Below are 20,130 nucleotides of genomic sequence, written 5' to 3' on the forward strand. Positions count from 1 at the left end.
CCGTTCAGGGAGAACTGAGCCCGAAGGCTCAGCTCTTCTGCTGACGGCGGATTTCCGAACGGACCGACAGGCCCAGCGCATCGGCAACCAGCGCGCCCTGTTCGAGCGTGTGGCGCTTGGCCGAACCCGTGGCGGGCGAGGCCGAAGCATTGCGACCGGCGTAACGGGCGCGGCCCGTCTTGGCGCCGGCGGCTTCCACCGCTTCCTCGATCAGCGGCTCCACGAAGAACCAGGAACCGTTGTTCTTGGGCTCTTCCTGGCACCAGACGATCTCTTCGAGCGCAGGCAGCTTGGCCAGACGCGCGGCGAGCGGCTCGCCGGGGAAGGGATAGATCTGCTCGATGCGGACGATCTGCGTGTCGGTGATGCCGGCGGCATCGCGCGCTTCCATCAGATCAAACGCCACCTTGCCCGAGCAGAGCACGATGCGCTTGGTCTCGGCATCGCTCGGCGCCTTGGGGTCCGACAGGATGCGCTGGAAGTGACCATCCTGGAACTCATGGGCCTGCGACTTGGCCAGCGGGTGGCGAAGCAGGCTCTTGGGGGCCATGATGATCAGCGGCTTGCGGAACTGGCGGTGCATCTGGCGACGCAGCACGTGGAAGTAGTTCGCAGGGCTGGTGATGTTGCAGACCTGCATGTTGTCTTCCGCGCAGAGCTGCAGATAGCGCTCCAGACGGGCCGACGAGTGCTCCGGACCCTGGCCTTCATAGCCATGGGGCAGCAGCATCACGAGGCCGTTGGCACGCAGCCACTTCGATTCCGACGAGGCGATGTACTGGTCGATGACGATCTGGGCGCCATTGGCGAAATCGCCGAACTGGCCTTCCCACAGCACCAGCGTCTTGGGATCGGCGCTGGCATAGCCATATTCGAAGCCCAGCACGCCATATTCCGACAGCGTCGAGTCATGCACCTCGAAGTGACCATGCGGCACCGTGGTGAGGGGCACATATTTGTGCTCATCGTTCTGGTCGACCCACACCGCATGGCGGTGCGAGAAGGTGCCGCGACCCGAGTCCTGACCCGAGAGACGCACCGAATAGCCTTCCGAAACGAGGCTGCCGAACGCCAGCGCCTCGGCGGTGGCCCAGTCGAAGCCTTCGCCCTTGGTGAACATCTCGCGCTTGGCATCCAGCACGCGGCCCAGCGTCTTGTGGACGGTCAGGCCTTCGGGGATGGTGGTCAGCGTGCGGCCCAGGCTGTCGAACAGCTTGCTCTCGATGCCCGTGGCCACATTGCGGCGCGCGCTTTCGGAATCGGCAGGCTTGGTGAAGCCCGACCAGCGGCCGCCGAACCAGTCCGCCTCATTCGACTTGTAGGTCTTGGAGGCCTCGAAATGCTCTTCGAGATGGGCGTTGAAGGCCGAAACCTGCTCACCCAGGAAGCCCGCGTCGATCACGCCTTCCTGCTGCAGACGGGCAGCGTAAATCTCGCTGACCGGCTGATGCTGGCGGATCTTGGCATACATCAGGGGCTGCGTGAACGAAGGCTCATCGCCTTCATTGTGGCCGAAGCGGCGATAGCACCACATGTCGATCACGATGTCGCGGCCGAAGGTCTGGCGATAGTCCATGCCCAGCTTGCAGGCGAAGGTCACGGCTTCGGGATCGTCGCCGTTCACATGGATGATCGGGGCCTGCACGCCCTTGGCCACGTCCGACGGATATGGGGACCCGCGCGAGAACTGGGGCGAGGTGGTGAAGCCGATCTGGTTGTTGATGATGAAGTGGATGCAACCGCCGGTGTCGTAACCCTTCACGCCCGAGAGGCCGAAGCATTCCCACACGATGCCCTGACCTGCGAAGGCGGCATCGCCGTGGATCAGCACGGGCAGCACCTGCTTGTGCTTGGCGCCGGCGCCCACATCGGTGCCGATGTCATCGCGCAGCACCTGATAGGCGCGCGTCTTGCCCAGCACGACGGGATCGACGGTTTCGAGATGCGAGGGGTTGGGCATCAGGCTCATGTGAACCTTGGTGCCGTCGAACTCACGGTCGGTGCTGGTGCCCAGGTGATACTTCACGTCACCCGAACCGCCGACATCCTCGGGGTTGGCGGTGCCGCCCGAGAATTCGTGGAAGATCACCTTGTAGGGCTTGGCCATCACGTTCGCCAGAACGTTCAGGCGGCCACGGTGAGCCATGCCGTAAACGATCTCCTTGACGCCGAGCTGGCCGCCATACTTGATCACGGCTTCGAGGGCAGGGATCATGGACTCGCCACCATCCAGGCCGAAGCGCTTGGTGCCGACCCACTTCTTGCCGCAGAACTTCTCGTACTGCTCACCGCGCACCACCGCGCCCAGAATGGCCTTCTTGCCTTCGGGGGTGAAGTCGATGCTCTTGTCGGCGCCTTCCATGCGCTCCTGCAGGAACTTGCGCTCCTGCGTGTCGGCGATGTGCATGTATTCCAGGCCGACCTTGCCGCAGTAGTTCTGGCGCAGGATCGCGACGATCTCATTGACCGTGGCCCATTGCACGCCCAGCGCGCCGCCCAAATAGACCTTCTTGTCGAGCGCGGCGCCCGAGAAGCCGTGATATTCCGGCGTAAGGTCGGCAGGCAGGTTGCGGCGGTTCAGACCCAGCGGATCGAGATCGGCGGCCAGATGGCCACGCACGCGATAGGTGCGGATCAGCATGGCGGCGCGCAGCGCATCGCTGGCGGCCTCTTCCACCGAAGCTTCGCTGACCTGGGTACCGGCCTTCTTGGCGGCTTCCTTGATCGCGGCTTTCAGAGTGGTGGGGTCCAGCGCCCGGGTCAGCTCATCCTCGGCATCGCCGCCGACCAGAGGCCAGCCCTTGCGCTGCCAGCTTGGTCCCGCCTGAGGGGGCTCCTGCGCCATATCGGGAAGAAAATCGTGGCTTTCGTTACCCATGGGAATCACCTTCCACGCGCCGGTCCGCTCCGGCACTCTTATTCATTCATCTGTCGCGGCGGGCCCCCGGATGGGGCAGGCGCGAGACATGTCTTCAATCAAACAACCGGCATGGTGAACCCGGGCTGGCCTCCGCGAGGCCCACCATGCCTGATGCAATGCTTAGCCCTTGATCGCTTCGACCAGGGTCTCGCCCAGCAGCGAGGGGCTGGCCGAAACCTTGATCCCGGCCGCTTCCATGGCCGCGATCTTGTCCTCGGCGCCGCCCTGGCCGCCCGAGACGATGGCACCGGCGTGGCCCATGCGGCGGCCCGGAGGCGCCGTGCGGCCAGCGATGAAGCCGGCCATCGGCTTCTTGCGGCCCTTCTTGGCCTCGTCCTGCAGGAACTGGGCGGCTTCTTCTTCGGCGCTGCCGCCGATTTCACCGATCATGATGATCGACTTGGTCTCGTCGTCGGCCAGGAACAGCTCCAGCACGTCGATGAAGTTGGTGCCGTTGACCGGGTCGCCGCCGATGCCGACAGCGGTGGTCTGGCCCAGGCCGATGTTCGAGGTCTGGAACACAGCCTCATAGGTCAGCGTGCCCGAACGCGACACGACGCCGACCGAGCCCTTCTTGAAGATGTTGGCGGGCATGATGCCGATCTTGCACTCGCCGGGCGTCAGCAGGCCGGGGCAGTTCGGGCCGATCAGGCGCGAGCTGGAACCGGCCAGAGCGCGCTTCACGCGGACCATGTCGGCCACGGGGATGCCCTCGGTGATGGCAACGATCAGCTCGATCTTGGCGTCGATGGCTTCCAGGATCGAGTCAGCGGCGAACGGTGGCGGCACGTAGATGACCGAGGCGGTCGCGCCCGAAACAGCCTTGGCTTCAGCCACCGTGTTCCAGATCGGCAGGCCGGTCTCGTCATGGGTGGTGCCGCCCTTGCCGGGGGTCACGCCGCCGACCATCTGGGTGCCATAGGCCAGCGCCTGCTGGGTGTGGAAGGTGCCGGTCTTGCCGGTCATACCCTGGGTGATGACCTTGGTATTCTTGTCAATAAGGATCGACATGGATGTCTCCGATAAAACGGGGGAGGCAGGCAGTCAAAAGGTGCCCGCTTTGCGAAGCGGGCACCTTGTGCGATTGGAATCAGGCCAGCGAAGGATCGATGTTCTTGCAGGCCACCAGCAGTTCCTTGACCGCGTCGACCGAGATCTGGAGGTTGCCCTTGGCTTCCGCGTCCAGCTCGATCTCGACGATCTTTTCAACGCCATCGGCGCCGATCATGGCGGGCACGCCGACATAGAGGCCGTCAACGCCATAGGCGCCGTCAACGTAAGCAGCGATCGGCAGGATGCGCTTCTGGTCGAACAGATAGGCCTCGGCCATGGCGATCGCCGAAGCGGCCGGAGCATAGAAAGCCGAACCGGTCTTGAGCAGGCCGACGATCTCGCCGCCGCCCGAACGGGTGCGGGCCACGATGGCGTCGATCTTTTCCTTGGTCGACAGGCCCATCTTGATCAGATCGGGGACGGGGATGCCGTTGACGGTCGAGTACTGGGTCACGGGCACCATGGTGTCGCCGTGGCCGCCGAGCACGAAGGTGTTCACGTCGCGGATCGAGACGCCGAACTCCCAGGCCAGGAAGGTCGAGAAGCGGGCCGAGTCCAGCACGCCAGCCATGCCGACGACCTTGTTGGCGGGCAGGCCCGAGAATTCGCGCAGAGCCCAGACCATCGCGTCGAGCGGGTTGGTGATGCAGATCACGAAAGCGTCAGGCGCGTTGGCCTTGATGCCTTCGCCCACGGCCTTCATCACCTTCAGGTTGATCGACAGCAGGTCGTCGCGGCTCATGCCGGCCTTGCGGGGCACACCGGCGGTCACGATGATGACGTCGGCGCCGGCGATGTCGGCATAGTCGTTCGAACCGGTGATCTTGGCGTCGAAGCCTTCGACCGGGCCGCACTGCGACAGGTCAAGCGCCTTGCCCTGGGGGATGCCTTCGGTGATGTCGAAGAGGACGATGTCGCCCAGTTCCTTCTGCGCGGCCAGGTGAGCCAGCGTACCACCGATGTTGCCGGCGCCAATGAGGGCGATCTTCTTGCGTGCCATGAACTTCCAGTCCTCTACGCTTCTGCGGGGCTCCCACCAGCACCCCGGGAGTGAGGTGCTGACAGAGCTGGATCGATCCGGGCTTCCCGTACAGTCCCGCAAGCGCGCGGGGGCCCTTGGTTGGATTTGGAGGGTGCCCTATTCCTCTGTGCTGACCATTGCAAGGCACGAAACACATAGGGATGCAAAGAGTTTGCGCAATTCATTCGCAATAGCGATAACTCGGTCAAAATGCACGTTTCGTTACAAAAATGAACCTGTCTGGTACGTGAACTGCGGGTGCGGCTTGCGCATGGTGCATCGCTCGATGCGGAAAACGCATCGAGGGCGGTCAGGCAGGCGGGCAACAATGCGGCGGGGCAGGCCGACTCGTAACGCTAACAGGCCCGAGTCTCGCGACCGGGCCTGTTTTGAAATGCCTTGCGTGTCAGCGGCGGCGCGGCGAACCGATCGCATCGGCCATCCGGCGGTCGAGCTGGCGGCAGACGGCACGCCAGTGGTGCGATTGATCGCGGTCGCCGCGCTCATGGGCGAGCAGGGTGAGGCGGCGGGCCTCGGCGGCGGCGTTCAGGCCATGGAGCGCGAAATGGCGCAGCGTGCTGACCAGCAGCGCATCGGCCCTGATCGGCGCATCGACATCATTGGCCGCCATGCTCAGGGCGGGGGTACTCAGGACCCGTGCGACTGCTTTACATTCCCCGCTGCCTGCTGCTGCGAAACGGATGGACATGGGGGTATGCTTCCTTGACTTGGCTTGTTTGTGAACCTTGGCGACGCAACCGGTCTAGGGCCAAGGGCCTAAACCTTTGTGATGCGGCTTGGTTATCGAAATGTTGCGCTGTGTAAATTGCGCCGGAACGAGGGCCGGCGCGGGACGGCGCCCGCTTATTGCGGCGTGCCGATCCACTGGCCGCTGTTGCGGTAATCCTCGCGCACGCTGTCGCTGCCGGGCAGGCCGCCCGGGAGATTGCTGGCTCGATAGGCCTTGTCGCCGCCGCGCCGGATGACATCATCGGTGTAGGCAGGCGGGGTTTCCGCAGGCGCGTTGGCGGCGGCGACCTGCAGTTGCGCGGCGCTGCCTCCGGCCTGTTTCAGGCTGGCGTCATAGGCGCGCTCCACCGCCAGCGGATCGGCGGTGGCCAGCATATCGGCGCTCTGGCCATTGCGGGCATGGGGCGCGGCGAGCGGTTCTCCACCGGCATAGGCGAAGCGGAAGGCGGTGCTTTCCCCGGCAGGCCCGGGCAGGCGATAGAAGCGATGCGCGCCGATCTGGCCGATGAAGTTCATCGCCGCGTCCCAATAGGGATGGACGGCGAAGGTATGGTAATGCGTCGCCAGCCCGACGGGGCGGAAGACATAGCCAGCCAGCGCCGCGCGGGCCACGGCTTGCGCCCGGTCCCAGAAATAGCGGCTGGGCAGGCGGGCCAGAGCGCCATCGCAGGTGAAGGTGAACTGGCAGCCGGTGCTTTTCTCGGAGCCCTGAAAGACCACGCCGCACACCGTCTTGGGAAAGCTGGGATGCGCCACACGGTTCAGCACCACCTGAGCCACGGCGCGCTGGCCGTCATCGGGCTCGCTGGCGGCTTCGTAATAGATGGCGCTGGTCAGGCATTGCAGGGCGCGGTCGTGATCCTGTCCTGCCGCCGCCGCGATCAGGGCGCGCGCGGAACCGGCGGGGCCGGTGAGGGGGGCGGGATCGCTATCGTCGTGGGCATCGGGGGCGAGGGTTTGCTGGCCGTCGCCGGGCAGCTGGTCCCACGCGGCCAGATAGTACCAGGCCGAGCCGGGGAAGCTTTCGCCCGGGCGCTCGAAAGGCATGGGGGTGACTTGCTGGGCGCTGTCATCCTCGGTGAGGGCAGCGAAGCCATTGTGCTGCTGGGCCTGCACCTGCCAGCTGGCGGCGACCACCACGGCGGCAATCGAGAGCGCGGCGGCGCGCAGCCCCACGGCATGATGCAGATGCTGGCGGCGGGCGCGGGCGATTGTCAGCGGCTTGCGGCGCGAGAAGCGGCCACGAAAATCCGCCGCGCGCGGCAGATCTGCCAGCGCGTGGATCGGAGTTTCAGCCATGTCACGCGCTTGCGGGTGCATCCGCAGAACCTTTGCAGAAATGGGACAGCCTGTCGCCTAGACGGTTCAACCATCCGTCGCATCTGTCGATTTGCCGCCGTTCCAAAGCGGCACGGACGGGGGCCTTAACCGTTAATCGCTTAACGCCGGCCCGACTTGCATGGTTAAGAAGGGCTTGTCGCGGTGGGGTCTCGTTACCACATTATGGAAGACGCGCGTGGGCTTGTGCCCTTTGCCCTTTCGGGCGAGCGCTTCGGTCTTGCCACAATCGAACAAATCTGGAACACGGGCCTTCATGAGTCTCTCCCATATTACCGTGCGCGGCGCGCGTGAGCACAATCTCAAGGGCGTGGACATCACGCTGCCGCGAGACAGTCTGATCGTCATCACCGGGCTTTCGGGCTCGGGGAAATCGTCCTTGGCGTTCGATACGATCTATGCCGAGGGGCAGCGGCGCTATGTCGAGAGTCTCTCGGCCTATGCGCGCCAGTTTCTGGAGATGATGCAGAAGCCCGATGTCGAGCATATCGACGGGCTTAGCCCCGCGATCTCCATCGAGCAGAAGACCACCAGCCGCAACCCGCGCTCCACCGTGGCGACGGTGACCGAGATTTACGACTATATGCGCCTGCTCTGGGCGCGGGTGGGTGTGCCTTATTCGCCCGCCACCGGCCTGCCGATTGCCGCGCAGACCGTCAGCCAGATGGTGGACCGCGTGATGGCCCTGCCCGAGGGCACGCGCGCCTATCTGCTGGCGCCTGCCGTGCGCGGCCGCAAGGGCGAGTATCGCAAGGAAATCGCCGAGTGGCAGAAGGCGGGTTACACCCGCCTGCGCATCGATGGCGAGATGTATGCCATCGAGGACGCGCCTGCGCTCGACAAGAAGTACAAGCATGACATCGAGGTGGTGGTCGACCGCGTGGCGGTGAAGGATGGCATCCAGAGCCGCCTGGCCGACAGTTTCGAGCAGGCTTTGAAGCTGGCCGATGGGCTGGCCTATATCGATCTGGCCGATGGCGTGGTGCCGGGGCGCGAGGGTGAGGCCAAGTCGAAGAATTTGAAGGGCGCGGGTGTGCCGCTGAACCGCATCGTGTTCAGCGAGAAGTTTGCCTGCCCGGTGTCCGGCTTCACGATTGAGAGCATCGAGCCGCGCCTGTTCTCCTTCAACGCGCCTCAGGGGGCCTGCCCGGCCTGCGATGGTCTGGGCGAGAAGCTGCTGTTCGATCCGCAGCTGGTGGTGCCCAATGAGGGGCTGTCGATCAAGGCGGGGGCGGTGGTGCCCTGGGCCAAGTCGAACCCGCCGTCGCCTTATTATATGCAGGTGCTGGCTTCGCTGGCCAAGCATTACGGTTTCGCGCTGGAAACGCCGTGGATCGATCTGCCCGCCGAGGCCAAGATCGTGATCCTCTATGGCACGGGCAAGACGCCGGTGCCGCTGACCTTTATGGACGGCAAGAAGCTCTACACCGTGACCAAGCCCTTCGAGGGCGTGATCGGCAATTTGAACCGCCGCATGCTGCAGACCGAAAGCGCATTTATGCGCGAGGAGCTGAGCAAATATCAGACCGCCCAGCCTTGCGAGGTCTGCGATGGCAAGCGCCTGAAGCCCGAAGCTCTGGCCGTGAAGGTGGCGGGCAGCGATATTGCCGATGGCGTGCGGTTGAGCGTGCAGGATGCTCTGGCGTGGTTCTCCACGCTGGAGGAGCATCTGACCGATCAGCAGAAGCAGATCGCCAAGGCCATTCTGAAGGAAATCAACGAAAGGCTTGGTTTCCTGAACAATGTGGGTCTGGATTACCTCAATCTGGATCGCACCAGCGGCACGCTGTCGGGCGGTGAATCGCAGCGTATCCGTCTGGCCAGCCAGATCGGCAGCGGGCTCTCGGGCGTGCTGTACGTGCTGGATGAGCCAAGCATCGGCCTGCATCAGCGCGACAATGATATGCTGCTGGCGACGCTGAAGCGCCTGCGCGATCTGGGCAACACGGTCATCGTGGTCGAGCATGATGAGGATGCGATCCGCGCTGCCGATCATGTCGTCGATCTGGGGCCGGGCGCGGGCGTGCATGGCGGCGAGGTGGTTGCCGAGGGCACGCTGGAGGATATTCTGGCGAACCCGAACAGCCTGACCGGCCAGTATCTGACCGGCGCGCGCAAGATCGAGGTGCCCAAGGAACGCCGCAAGGGTAACGGGCTGTCGATTGTGGTCGAGAATGCCCGGGCCAACAATCTGAAGGGCGTGACGGCGCGCTTTCCGCTGGGCACTTTCTGCTGCGTGACCGGTGTGTCGGGCTCGGGCAAGTCGACGCTGACTTTGGACACGTTGCAGGCTGGCGCAAGCCGCACGCTGAATGGCGCGCGGGTGATCGCCGGGGCGCATGACAAGATCGTCGGCCTCGAAAACTGCGACAAGGTGATCGAGATCGACCAGTCGCCGATCGGGCGCACGCCGCGTTCGAACCCGGCCACTTATACGGGCGCCTTTACTCTGATCCGTGACTGGTTTGCGGGGCTGCCCGAGGCTCAGGCGCGCGGGTACAAGGCCGGGCGTTTCAGCTTCAACGTCAAGGGCGGGCGTTGCGAGGCCTGTCAGGGCGATGGGCTCATCAAGATCGAGATGCACTTCCTGCCCGACGTTTACGTTACCTGCGAGGAGTGCAACGGCAAGCGCTACAACCGCGAGACGCTGGAGGTGAAGTTCAAGGGCCATTCCATCGCTGATGTGCTGGATATGACCATCGAGGACGCCGAAAGCTTCTTCGCCAATGTGCCGCCGATCCGCGAGCGTATGCATATGCTCAATGAGGTGGGTCTGGGCTATGTGAAGGTGGGCCAGCAGGCGACCACCCTGTCGGGCGGTGAGGCCCAGCGTGTCAAGCTGGCCAAGGAGCTGGCGCGCAGGTCCACGGGCAAGACGCTCTATGTGCTGGATGAGCCGACCACCGGCCTGCATTTCGAGGATGTGCGCAAGCTGCTGGAGGTGCTGCACCGCCTTGTCGATCAGGGCAACAGCGTGGTGGTGATCGAACACAATCTGGACGTCATCAAGACCGCCGACTGGCTGATCGATATGGGCCCGGAAGGCGGTGTGCGCGGCGGCACCATCGTGGCCGAGGGCACGCCCGAGCAGGTGGCCAAGAACAAGGCCAGCTTCACCGGGCATTATCTCAAGCCGCTGTTGAAGCGGAGGTGATATGCTCTTCCGGCGGGACGGGGCGTCTCGCCGGAAGGCTGACTGATCCAAAGGGGGAAGAGATGATGCGAGGCGGGGTGTGGCTGGGGGTGGCTGCAATCTTGGGGACCAGTGTTCTGCACGCGGGTCCGCCAGCATCTGAGAAGCCGGGCATCCAGCTTCCCCTAGCGCCCGATAAGGCGCGCTATTTTCCCGAAGCTCTGAGGCGACAAGTCTTGGCCTGTCCTGACGGAGGAGCCGATCTACCGTCGATGACGGTGATGAATGAATTTCAGGAAGGCTGGTTTTCAGAGCATCTCGCGGCTGCCGGGGAGCCGTCCTTGGCCAAGCTGGCGGAGACAGCGCCTGCTAGCGGGCGTGCGGTGGTGCGCTTCACCTGGCTGCCAAGCTTCGATCATCCGGTGACGGTGCGGCTGGAATGGGTGCCATCAGGTGCCATGCATCTGACGGCCCGAATGTTGTCGGGAGCAGGCGGATATGCGCCAGGCGTGGTGAAGCAAAAAGTCGATCGCGATCTGACTGAGGCTGAGAAGGCAACCATGAACAAGCTGTTTGCCAGCCTGCTTCTATGGCGACAGCCCGCTGCGCTTTGCGATCTGGGCAGCGACGGGGCGGAATGGATCTTTGATGGGGCGGACAGCGCGGGTTATCATTTTGTGAAGCGCTGGAGCCCGAACAATGGCCCTGTGAAAGAAGCTGGCATGGCCATGCTCAAACTGACCGGCTGGCACTTCAAAGACATCTACTGAAACGAAAAACCCCGCCGGTGAGGGCGGGGCACTTCGTTCCAACAGAAAGCAATCTCTCGTCGGAAGACGTTATGGGAGCGCGAGGGTGTAACACCCTCGCACCTATCCCTTCTTACTTCTGATTGGCCAGCAGCTTCAAACGCAGCGCGTTCAGCTTGATGAAGCCCGCGGCGTCCTTCTGGTCGTACGCACCGGCGTCATCCTCGAACGTCACATGCCGCTCGGAATACAGCGAGTGCGGCGACTTGCGGCCCACCACATAGGCGCCGCCCTTGTACAGCTTCAGCCGCACCGTGCCGGACACCTTCGCCTGCGAATGGTCGATGGCGGCCTGCAGCATCTCGCGCTCGGGGCTGAACCAGAAGCCGTTGTAGATCAGCTCGGCATACTTGGGCATGATCTCATCCTTCAGATGAGCCGCGCCGCGATCCAGCGTGATCGATTCGATGCCGCGATGCGCGCGGGCATAGATCTCGCCGCCGGGGGTCTCATACATGCCGCGCGACTTCATGCCCACGAAGCGGTTCTCGACCAGATCGAGGCGGCCGATGCCATGCTTGCGGCCCAGATCGTTCAGAGCAGCCAGCAGGGTGGCGGGGCTCATCGCCTCGCCGTTCAGGGCCACGCCATCACCCTTTTCGAATTCGATCTCGATGTATTCGGGGGCGTCAGGCGCGTCCTCGGGGTTGACCGTGCGCGAGTAGACGTAGTCCGGCACTTCCGACCACGGATCTTCCAGCACCTTGCCCTCGGACGAGGTGTGCAGCAGGTTGGCGTCGGTGCTGAACGGGCTCTCGCCGCGCTTGTCCTTGGGGACGGGGATCTGGTGCTGCTCGGCCCAGGCGATCAGCGCGGTGCGGCTGGTCAGATCCCACTCACGCCACGGCGCGATGACCTTGATACCCGGCTCCAGCGCATAGGCCGAAAGCTCGAAACGCACCTGATCGTTGCCCTTGCCGGTGGCGCCATGCGACACGGCGTCGGCGCCAGTCTCACGCGCGATCTCGATCAGGCGCTTGGAGATCAGCGGGCGGGCGATGGAGGTGCCCAGCAGATAGTCGCCCTCGTAGCGGGCATTGGCGCGCATCATCGGGAAGACGAAATCGCGCACGAATTCCTCGCGCAGGTCGTCGATGTAGATATGCTCGGGCTTCACGCCCATCAGCTCGGCCTTGGCGCGGGCCGGCCCGAGTTCCTCACCCTGGCCGAGGTCGGCGGTGAAGGTCACCACCTCGCAATTGTAGGTGACCTGAAGCCACTTGAGGATGACCGAAGTGTCGAGGCCGCCGGAATAGGCCAGGACGACGCGCTTGATGTCGGACATGAGGCAGGCGCTCCGCTGGGAGGGAAGGGATCAGCGCGGGCGACTAGCAGGGCGGGGGGGAAGGGGCAAGGAGGAAGGGTTAGGGAGGAAAGGGAAGATGCGAGGGTGTTACACCCTCGCGCTCCCATGACGTCTTCCGGCGAGAGGCTGGCGCTATGTTGAAGCCGAACAGGCCGCCTTCACCGGCAGTTTATTAGCCCTGCCACTTGCGGATCGCGCCGATAAAGGCAGCCGGGTCTTCGGCAGGCAGCATATGGCCCGCGCCGGCAATAACCGACAGCGCCGCACCGGGGATCAGCGCCGCGATTTGCTCATGCTGAACCACCGGGCTCCAGCGATCCAGCTCGCCCACGATGGAGAGTGTGGGGCAAGTGATTGAGGGCAGCAGATCCTCCACCTCGGGACGGGCCAGGAGGGCCTCGATCTGCTCCTCGAAACGGGCCTGCCCAGCGGAAATGCACATGGTGCGCAGATCAGCCACCAGCGCGGCATCGGTCAGAGCAGCAGGCGTCAGCATCGGCGGCAGCCATGCATCGACCAGCGCCGCAAATCCCTGCTCACGCCCGATATCGCGCAGGGCATAGCGCTTCTCGCGCTCCTTGGGCTGGATCGGATGGATGCCGGTGTCGGCCAGCACCAGCGCCTCGACGCGTTCGGGCGCGCGGCGCATGATCTCCAGAGCAATGCGCGCGCCCATCGAATGGCCCAGCAGCACAAAGCGCTCCGGCGCGCGGGCCAGAGCATAATCCGCCATCGCGCCAAGGCTGGTTTCGCGCCCGTAGAAATCGTCGATCCCGCTGGCGCCGGGGAAGGCCTCCATCGTGGCCGAGAACATCGACAGATTGCACAAAAGGCCGGGCAGGATGAAAAACGGGCTCATGCCCGAGCGAGGTAAAGCACGTCGCGCGGTTGCGAAAGCAGGAATTGCCCCGAATCGATAAACAAGGTCTCGCCGCTGGCCAGCACCCCATCGGCCATGAACAGCGCGGCATCGGCCAACTCGACCGGATCGGTCAGCCGCTGCAGCAGATTCATCCGCCCGCTGGTAAGATGCTCGTCCGGCTGCTGATCCCAACTGGGCATCATCGCGCCGGGCGCCAGACCGTAAACGCGATGCGCCGGATAGGCCATCGCCAGCATCCGCACCGTGGCGGAAAGCGCATGCTTGGCCATGGTGTAGCTGAAGAAATCCGGGTTGGGATTGGCCAGCTTCATATCCAGCATGTTGATCACCATACGGCCATGCGGGGTGCCCTTCAGAAAGGCCTGAGCCATCCGCGCCGGAGTCTGGGCATTCACCTGCATTGCCTCGGCAAAGATTGCAGGATCGATGGCGTCGCCCCCGTCATAGCGGAACACCGCCGCTGAATTGATCAGCAGGCGCAGATTTTGATGCGTATCGGAAAGGCGCTGCACCATCGCCACCGCCGCATCGCCATCGGCCAGATCGCATTGCGCGGTTTCGGCGCTGGGCAGGGTCTGGGCCAAGGCCTCAGCGTCCTCGCGCGAGTGGCCGTAATGGATGATCACATGCCAGCCCGCCGCTCCGAAAGCGCGCGCCATCTGCGCGCCGATGCGCTTGGCGCCGCCAGTAATAAGGACGGTGGGAGTGGTCATTCGCGTTTGGGTAAGGGGAGGGAAGGGTGGGAGCAAGAAGGAAAAGAACAATGCGAGGGTGTTACACCCTCGCGCTCCCGGGTGTTGTCAGCGTTGCGCTATGGGTTCGGCGTTGGAGCAACGTCGCCGCGCCGCAGGCAGGAAATCCCGATGCCTGCGGCGCCATAGGTGGCGCAGATGGAGAGGTTGGGGGCATCATTTCGGCACGACTGCCCATGCGTCGGAAGACGTTCCGGGAGCGCGAGGGGGTAACCCCCTCGCATCTTTCTTTTTTCCCCTTAGACTGACGTCTTGAAAGGATCTTCACCCATGAATTTCGATCTGGTCGATGTCTTCCCGAGCGAGCGCCCGCTGACTGGCAACCCGCTGGCCGTGGTCCATGGCGCCGAGGCGCTGAGCGATCAGCAGATGATCACGCTGACCCGCTGGCTGGGCTTTTCGGAGACGACCTTTCTGCTGCCGCCCACGGATCCGGGCGCGGATTATCATGTCCGTATTTTTTGCCCGCGCGGCGAGCTGCCCTTTGCCGGCCACCCCACGCTGGGCACGGCTTGGGCATGGTTGAACGCTGGCGGCAAGCCTGTGCGTGAGGGCGTGGTGATGCAGCAATGCGGTGTGGGGCTGGTCGAGGTGCGCGTCACGGGTGAAAAGCTGGCCTTCCGTGCACCGCCGCTGATCCGCTCCGGCCCGCTGGAGGAAGCTGAATTGGCCGAGGCGCTCAAGCTGCTCAAGCTGCCGCGTGAGGCGGTGCTCGATGCTGTCTGGGCGGATAATGGTCCGGGCTGGCAGCTGCTGCGACTGGCCAGCGCCGAGGCGGTGCTGGCGGTGGAATGCCCCGCACGCGGACCGGTGCCGATGGATCTGGCACTTGTCGGGCCGTCGCGGGAATTCGGCATCGATTGGGAGGTGCGGACCTTCTTTACCGGGGAGACAGGCGCGGTCGTCGAGGACCCGGTGACGGGCAGCCTGAACGCCAGTCTCGGCCAGTATCTGTTCGAAACCGGGCTGGCGACGGAGGCCTATGTCGCCGCGCAGGGGCGCTGCGTGGGCGCCGATGGCCGGGCCTATGTCAGCCGTGAGGGCGATGATGTCTGGGTCGGCGGCAGGGTGGCGGCGGTGTCGCTGGGGGCACGCTGACGGGCGTCTGATCCGGTGCGAACAGGCGCTGAAAGGCGCGGTCGTGGAAGATCCAGACTTCGGGGAAGTGGGTTTGCGCTTCGGCGCAGGCCGCTTCCCACCATACCTGCGGCGGCGTGGGCATGCCCGCAATCCATGCCGCGTGAGAGATCAGCACCAGCCCGTCGCAGCGCGCATAATGCTTGGCGCATTTCTTCGCGACCAGCCTTGCGATCTCCTGCGCATACACATCCGGCGCAACCGGGCCGGGGCCCAGCACCGCATAATCGGCCTGCGAGAGGAAGAGGTGGCAGGCGTCCAGATAGTCCTGATTGCGCAGGCGGGTCGGGTCGTCGGCCTCGGTGCTTTCGAAGAGCAGGTAGCGATTGTCGAGATGGATCGCGAAATCGGGCGTTTGCCAGTGTTTTTCACCGATCAGCCGCACGGCCTGGGCGCCGCGCATCAAGGCAAAACGCGCCGCGATCCATGCCTCACGATAGGGCTTGCCGATCTGGGAGCGGATATCGCAGGTCTCGGCCAGCTGCGCGCCAACGCGGTCCGTCAGCGCGATCAGCTCGGCGGGCGTGAACCAGTGGTCGTAGGCGATGGTGTCCATGCGGGCGCAAGGCTAGACCCGCGCCCGCATTGCGCCAAGGGTTTAGCCCAGAGCGGCCTGCTTTTCCTCGACCAGACGGTCCAGATCGGCGCGGCTCATCTTCTTGGCGGCGGTCTTCAGCTGGCCGCAGGCGGCATCGATGTCGCGACCGCGCGGCGTGCGCACCGGCGCGCTGATCCCCGCCTCGAAGACGATCTCCGAGAAACGGCGAATCCGCTCGGGCGTCGAGCATTCGTAATTCGCGCCCGGCCACGGGTTGAAGGGGATCAGATTGACCTTGGCGGGCAGCTTGTACTGCTTGATCAGGCGCACCAGCTCATGGGCGTCCTCATCGCTGTCGTTCTTGTCCTTCAGCATCACATATTCAAAGGTGATGCGGCGGGCGTTGCTGGCGCTGGGGTAATCCGCGCAAGCCTGAAGCAGCTCTTCGATGCCGTATTTGCGGTTGATCGGCACGATCTCGTCGCGCACATCCTTGTTCACGGCATGCAGCGACACGGCCAGATTGACGCCGATTTCCTCACCCGCACGGGCCATCATGGGCACCACGCCGCTGGTCGACAGCGTAATACGGCGCTTGGACAGAGCCAGCCCATCGCCATCCATCACGATCTTCAGGGCATCGCGCACATTGTCGAAATTATACAGCGGCTCGCCCATGCCCATCATCACGATGTTGGTCAGCAGGCGCCCGTCCGCCGAGTAATCGCCCTCGGTTTCCTCGTCGTCGAGCCCGTTCATCGCGCCCTTGGGCCACTCGCCCAGCGCATCGCGCGCCAGCATCACCTGGCCCACGATCTCGCCCGGCGTCAGATTGCGCACCAGGCGCATCGTGCCCGTATGGCAAAAACGGCAGTTCAGCGTGCAGCCCACCTGCGAGGACACGCAGAGCGTCCCGCGATCGGCGTCGGGAATGAACACCATCTCGAACTCATGGCCGTCCGCCGTGCTGAGCAGCCACTTGCGCGTGCCATCCTCGCTGTGCTGCGAGACGACGATCTCCGGGCGGCCCACCACAAAGCGCTCGGCCAGCCAGGGGCGCATGGCCTTGGCGATGTCGGTCATCGCCTCGAACTCGCTGATGCCGCGGTGGTAGATCCAGTGGAACACCTGCTTGCCGCGCAGCTTCGCCGCCTTCACATCCAGACCGGCCTCGGTGAAGAGGCGCGTGATCTCCGCCCGGGGCAGGCCGAGCAGGTCGATCTTGCCATCGGGCCTTGCGGTGACCGCGCGCGGCGTCACCACCGGGTCGATGTGACCGGCAATGGGCATGGAGGTGGGAAGCTGGATGTCGATGTCTGCCATGGCGCGGGCCCTTACGCCGTTTTGCGGGAAAAAGATAGGTAGGGAGGAGAAGGGGAAATGCGAGGGTGTTACACCCTCGCGCTCCCGGGTTTTGTCAGCGTTGCGCTACGGGTTCGGCGTCGGAGCAACGTCGCCGCGCCGCAGGCAGGAAATCCTGATGCCTGCGGCGCCTGAGGTGGCGCAGGTGGAGAGGTTGGGCGCATCATTTCGGCGCCACTGCCCGCGCGTCGGAAGACGTCATGGGAGCGCGAGGGGGTAACCCCCTCGCATCTTCCTTTCCTTACTTATCTATCCCCCGCACACCCCAGCAACGCCGCATCCATCGCCGTCGCTGCCCCGTCCAGCACATAACTATCGCTGAACACATGCCCATCCGCCCCATGCGCGCTCACGGTCATCCCGCTGGCCGAGCGCATCGCGGCGGTGATGGCGGCGTCCTCGCGCGGGGAGGGGGCCCATGCGTCGCCCCCGCCCGAGGCGAGGCGCCATTTCTGACCGTTGATGGACAGCACCACGGGGCGATTGGGCTCCAGATGGCGCGAGAGGCGCATATGGAACTGCCCGCGCATCCCGCGCCTGGGCCATGAGCCGACATCGGCATAGGGGGTGAAGGCGCGGGGGCCTCTGCCGGGTTCGGCCATGGCGATGGCGTAGCAGCGGGGCACGGCGGCGTCGCGGAAGGCGCCCCATGCGCCGAACATGCCGAGGCTGTCGCGGGCGAGGGCGGAAGAGGGCACAGCCAGAAGGGGGAGCAGCAGGAGCAGGCGCTTCATCGCGCCCTCATGGCAGAAAGGCATGGCGGGGGCTAGATCACCTTGCGGGAGAGGCGGCGGGGTTTGGTCTTGGTCTTGCCCGGCTTGGCGGTGTGGCTGGCGGAAGGCGGAGCCTTGCAGGCGAATTGGTCCATCGTGCCGTGGATCTGGCCTTTGTCGGCGGCGATGGTCAGCATGGAGCGGCGGTCGTTGCCGTGGTCGTTGCACTGCCAGTCGATGATGGGGGCGGGGTGGGGCGAGGCGGCCAGCGCCTGCCATTCGTGGAATTGCAGCAGCAGCGGGCGGCGTGGGTGGGCCTTGCTGGTGAAGGCGTGGAGGTGCGGGTTGTCGCGCGTGATGCCCACCACGATGGCGTAGCGGTGGCCGCAGGTGGAATTGCCCATGGGGAGCAGGAATTCGCTGGCGATGCCGTCATGGTTGTAATCGGCGAGGCGCATGATGGTGGGGGCCGGGCGGGCACGGATCTGGGCGCGCAGGGCGGTGTTGTTTTCGCTCATGCGGCCGATGTCGGAGACGTCGAAGGGCCAGCGTTGCAGCAAGGCGGTGCCGGTGTCACTGGGGCTGAAGTCCGCCTGCGCGAAGAAGGGGGCGAGGGGCAGCCGTTCCGGCCTGGCGTGGGGGCGGCGGCGTTCGAGGAAAGCGATGCCCTCCTGCGCATAGGCGAAGCTGTTGCAGGGGCAGGCGACGGCGGTGTCGAGGTCTTGCGGGCTGCAGGCGCCCTCTTTGGGCTTGCCGCGCCAGATCAGGCGCCATGTTTCTTTCACACCGTGGATGACGACCTGTCGTTCTTCGCGCACCACATCCTTGGCGGGAGCGGCGGCCAGCAAAGGCGCGGCGAAGAGGGCCAGAATCGGGGCAAGAAAAAGGGGCAGTCGCATCGACCGCCCCTTTAGCAGTTCCACTGCGTTTTAGTGTATTATTTCAATCCATCTCCCAGGCGCGTTCGCCATGGGCGGTGATGTCGAGGCCTTCGCGCTCTTCATCGGCGTCGGCGCGCATCGGCAGGATTTTCGCCACGCCCCAGCCCAGCGCCAGACTGGCCAGCGCCGACCACGCTGCGGTGACGACCACGCCCAGCACCTGACCTTCAAGTTGCTTCGTGAAATCCATGCCCGGCGCATAGCCCGCGCCGCCCAGCGAGGGGGCGATGAAGATCGCCAGCAGGATCGAGCCGGTCATGCCGCCCACGCCATGCACGGCGAAGACGTCGAGCGAATCGTCGATGCGCCAGCGGTTCTTCACCAGATGGATCATCGGGAAGCAGATCGCGACCGACAGAACGCCGAACACCACCGCAGCACCGGGAGCAATAAAGCCCGCCGCCGGGGTGACCGTGGCGAGGCCCGCAACCGCGCCCGTGGCGAAACCGATGCTGGTGGGCTTGCCGACCACGATGCGCTCCAGCGCCAGCCATGTGAGGGCGGCGGTGGCGGCGGCGGTATGCGTGGCGAGGATCGCACTGGCGGCGGCGCCATTGCCGGTGAAGGTCGATCCGCCGTTGAAGCCGAACCAGCCGACCCACAGCAGACCCGCGCCGATCATCGTCAGCGAGGGGCTATGCGGCAGCATCAGCGTCTTGGGCCAGCCCATGCGCGGCCCCAGCAGCCATGCCGCCACCAGCGCCGAAACGCCCGCTGTGGTATGCACCACGATGCCGCCCGCGAAATCCAGCGTGCCAAAGCGCGTGGCCATCCAGCCATTGCCCCAGATCCAGTGCGCCACGGGCACATAGACCACCAGCCCCCACAGGGCGCAGAAGCCCACAACCCAGCCGAAGCGCGCACGGTCCACCCATGCGCCCGCCATCAGCGCCGGGGTGATCGCGGCAAAGCAGAGCTGGAACAGGGCGAAGCTGTTTTCGGGCAAATTGGTGCCGCTGCGCACCGGTGCCAGATGAGCGAGGCCAAACTGGCCCAATCCGCCGATCCAGCCGCCGATGTCGCCGTTGAAGGTCAGCGAATAGCCCACCAGCACCCACAGCAGCGAGGCCGCCGCCGCAATCGCGCCGACCTGCACCAGCACCGAGAGGAAGTTCTTCCCCCGCACCAGACCGCCGTAAAACAAGCTGAGCCCCGGCAGGCACATCAGCAGCACCAGCGCCGATGCGGTCATGATCCACACCGTGTCCGACCCGCTGGGCCCCGTTGTGGCCGCTGCGGCCCGAGCAGGCGACGACAGCGCCAGAGCTGCCGCAAAGGGCGCCACGAAACCCGGCCGCCAGACCGCGCGAAGTTGCATCGAAATCCCTCCAGATTCGCGCCGTGCCAGCAGGCGCGACGTTTTTCATCCTGAAGCGCCTTTGTGATGTTGGAAAAGATCACGCAATGACATTTTTATGATGGAATGCGTTATCGTTGTAAAATTGCGCAGAGCGTCTGTTGCTTGAAAGATACG

General features: G+C 64.7%; 16 protein-coding genes. 3 read left to right on the forward strand and 13 right to left on the reverse strand.

All coding sequences use genetic code 11. The annotated features are described in order from the left end of the window. Window positions 1-28: 28 nt before the first annotated feature. The 5 genes from HGK27_RS03715 to HGK27_RS03735 all read right to left on the reverse strand — a co-directional run bounded on the left by HGK27_RS03715 (window position 29) and on the right by HGK27_RS03735 (window position 7,043). Window positions 29-2,878, reverse strand: coding sequence for a 2-oxoglutarate dehydrogenase E1 component (locus HGK27_RS03715; RefSeq protein ID WP_206238826.1), 2,850 nt, complete (start codon window positions 2,876-2,878; stop codon window positions 29-31). Window positions 2,879-3,040: 162 nt separating this feature from the next. Further along, on the reverse strand, window positions 3,041-3,931 hold the full coding sequence (sucD, locus tag HGK27_RS03720; protein WP_068095151.1) for a succinate--CoA ligase subunit alpha: 891 nt from the start codon (window positions 3,929-3,931) through the stop codon (window positions 3,041-3,043). 79 nt (window positions 3,932-4,010) lie between these two features. Next, window positions 4,011-4,973, reverse strand: a complete 963-nt coding sequence (gene mdh, locus HGK27_RS03725) for a malate dehydrogenase (protein ID WP_206238829.1) — start codon at window positions 4,971-4,973, stop codon at window positions 4,011-4,013. A gap of 427 nt (window positions 4,974-5,400) precedes the next feature. Next, the gene (locus tag HGK27_RS03730; RefSeq protein ID WP_241126821.1) at window positions 5,401-5,625 is read right to left on the reverse strand and encodes a hypothetical protein; all 225 of its coding nucleotides are present in this window, start codon (window positions 5,623-5,625) and stop codon (window positions 5,401-5,403) included. A 233-nt stretch (window positions 5,626-5,858) separates the two neighbouring features. Beyond that, a complete protein-coding gene (locus tag HGK27_RS03735; protein WP_241126822.1) occupies window positions 5,859-7,043 on the reverse strand; it encodes a cell wall hydrolase in 1,185 nt (394 codons plus the stop codon). A 295-nt stretch (window positions 7,044-7,338) separates the two neighbouring features. Between HGK27_RS03735 and uvrA the strand changes: the two genes are divergently transcribed. Together uvrA and HGK27_RS03745 are read left to right on the forward strand one after the other, a co-directional pair. Beyond that, window positions 7,339-10,236 (forward strand): excinuclease ABC subunit UvrA, encoded by a 2,898-nt coding sequence (uvrA, locus tag HGK27_RS03740; RefSeq protein ID WP_206238833.1) that lies wholly within the window; start codon window positions 7,339-7,341, stop codon window positions 10,234-10,236. A 251-nt stretch (window positions 10,237-10,487) separates the two neighbouring features. Beyond that, the gene (locus HGK27_RS03745; protein ID WP_206238835.1) at window positions 10,488-10,985 is read left to right on the forward strand and encodes a hypothetical protein; all 498 of its coding nucleotides are present in this window, start codon (window positions 10,488-10,490) and stop codon (window positions 10,983-10,985) included. A 112-nt stretch (window positions 10,986-11,097) separates the two neighbouring features. Here the strand turns inward: HGK27_RS03745 and HGK27_RS03750 are convergent, their stop codons facing one another. The 3 genes from HGK27_RS03750 to HGK27_RS03760 all read right to left on the reverse strand — a co-directional run bounded on the left by HGK27_RS03750 (window position 11,098) and on the right by HGK27_RS03760 (window position 13,926). Continuing rightward, window positions 11,098-12,309 (reverse strand): argininosuccinate synthase, encoded by a 1,212-nt coding sequence (locus HGK27_RS03750; RefSeq protein ID WP_068080859.1) that lies wholly within the window; start codon window positions 12,307-12,309, stop codon window positions 11,098-11,100. Window positions 12,310-12,502: 193 nt separating this feature from the next. Then, complete coding sequence (locus HGK27_RS03755) at window positions 12,503-13,189, reverse strand: alpha/beta fold hydrolase (protein ID WP_206238837.1); 687 nt, start codon at window positions 13,187-13,189, stop codon at window positions 12,503-12,505. After that, window positions 13,186-13,926 (reverse strand): SDR family oxidoreductase, encoded by a 741-nt coding sequence (locus HGK27_RS03760; protein ID WP_206238839.1) that lies wholly within the window; start codon window positions 13,924-13,926, stop codon window positions 13,186-13,188. The genes HGK27_RS03755 and HGK27_RS03760 overlap by 4 nt, the downstream gene beginning before the upstream one ends. A gap of 309 nt (window positions 13,927-14,235) precedes the next feature. On the opposite strand from HGK27_RS03760, the gene HGK27_RS03765 reads away from it, so the two are divergent. Then, window positions 14,236-15,063, forward strand: coding sequence for a PhzF family phenazine biosynthesis protein (locus HGK27_RS03765; protein ID WP_206238841.1), 828 nt, complete (start codon window positions 14,236-14,238; stop codon window positions 15,061-15,063). On the opposite strand, the gene HGK27_RS03770 is transcribed toward HGK27_RS03765, so the two are convergent. The 5 genes from HGK27_RS03770 to HGK27_RS03790 all read right to left on the reverse strand — a co-directional run bounded on the left by HGK27_RS03770 (window position 14,996) and on the right by HGK27_RS03790 (window position 19,974). Then, window positions 14,996-15,658 (reverse strand): hypothetical protein, encoded by a 663-nt coding sequence (locus HGK27_RS03770; RefSeq protein WP_206238843.1) that lies wholly within the window; start codon window positions 15,656-15,658, stop codon window positions 14,996-14,998. The genes HGK27_RS03765 and HGK27_RS03770 overlap by 68 nt on opposite strands. Window positions 15,659-15,700: 42 nt before the next feature. Continuing rightward, the gene (gene rlmN, locus HGK27_RS03775) at window positions 15,701-16,963 is read right to left on the reverse strand and encodes a 23S rRNA (adenine(2503)-C(2))-methyltransferase RlmN (protein WP_206238845.1); all 1,263 of its coding nucleotides are present in this window, start codon (window positions 16,961-16,963) and stop codon (window positions 15,701-15,703) included. Window positions 16,964-17,247: 284 nt separating this feature from the next. Continuing rightward, window positions 17,248-17,736, reverse strand: coding sequence for a hypothetical protein (locus HGK27_RS03780; protein WP_206238847.1), 489 nt, complete (start codon window positions 17,734-17,736; stop codon window positions 17,248-17,250). Between the two features lie 32 nt (window positions 17,737-17,768). Then, the gene (locus HGK27_RS03785) at window positions 17,769-18,614 is read right to left on the reverse strand and encodes a hypothetical protein (protein ID WP_206238849.1); all 846 of its coding nucleotides are present in this window, start codon (window positions 18,612-18,614) and stop codon (window positions 17,769-17,771) included. 43 nt (window positions 18,615-18,657) lie between these two features. After that, window positions 18,658-19,974, reverse strand: a complete 1,317-nt coding sequence (locus HGK27_RS03790) for an ammonium transporter (protein WP_206238851.1) — start codon at window positions 19,972-19,974, stop codon at window positions 18,658-18,660. Window positions 19,975-20,130 lie beyond the last annotated feature (156 nt).

The sequence above is a fragment of the Novosphingobium terrae genome (assembly GCF_017163935.1).
GTDB classification, from domain to species: Bacteria; Pseudomonadota; Alphaproteobacteria; order Sphingomonadales; family Sphingomonadaceae; genus Novosphingobium; species Novosphingobium terrae.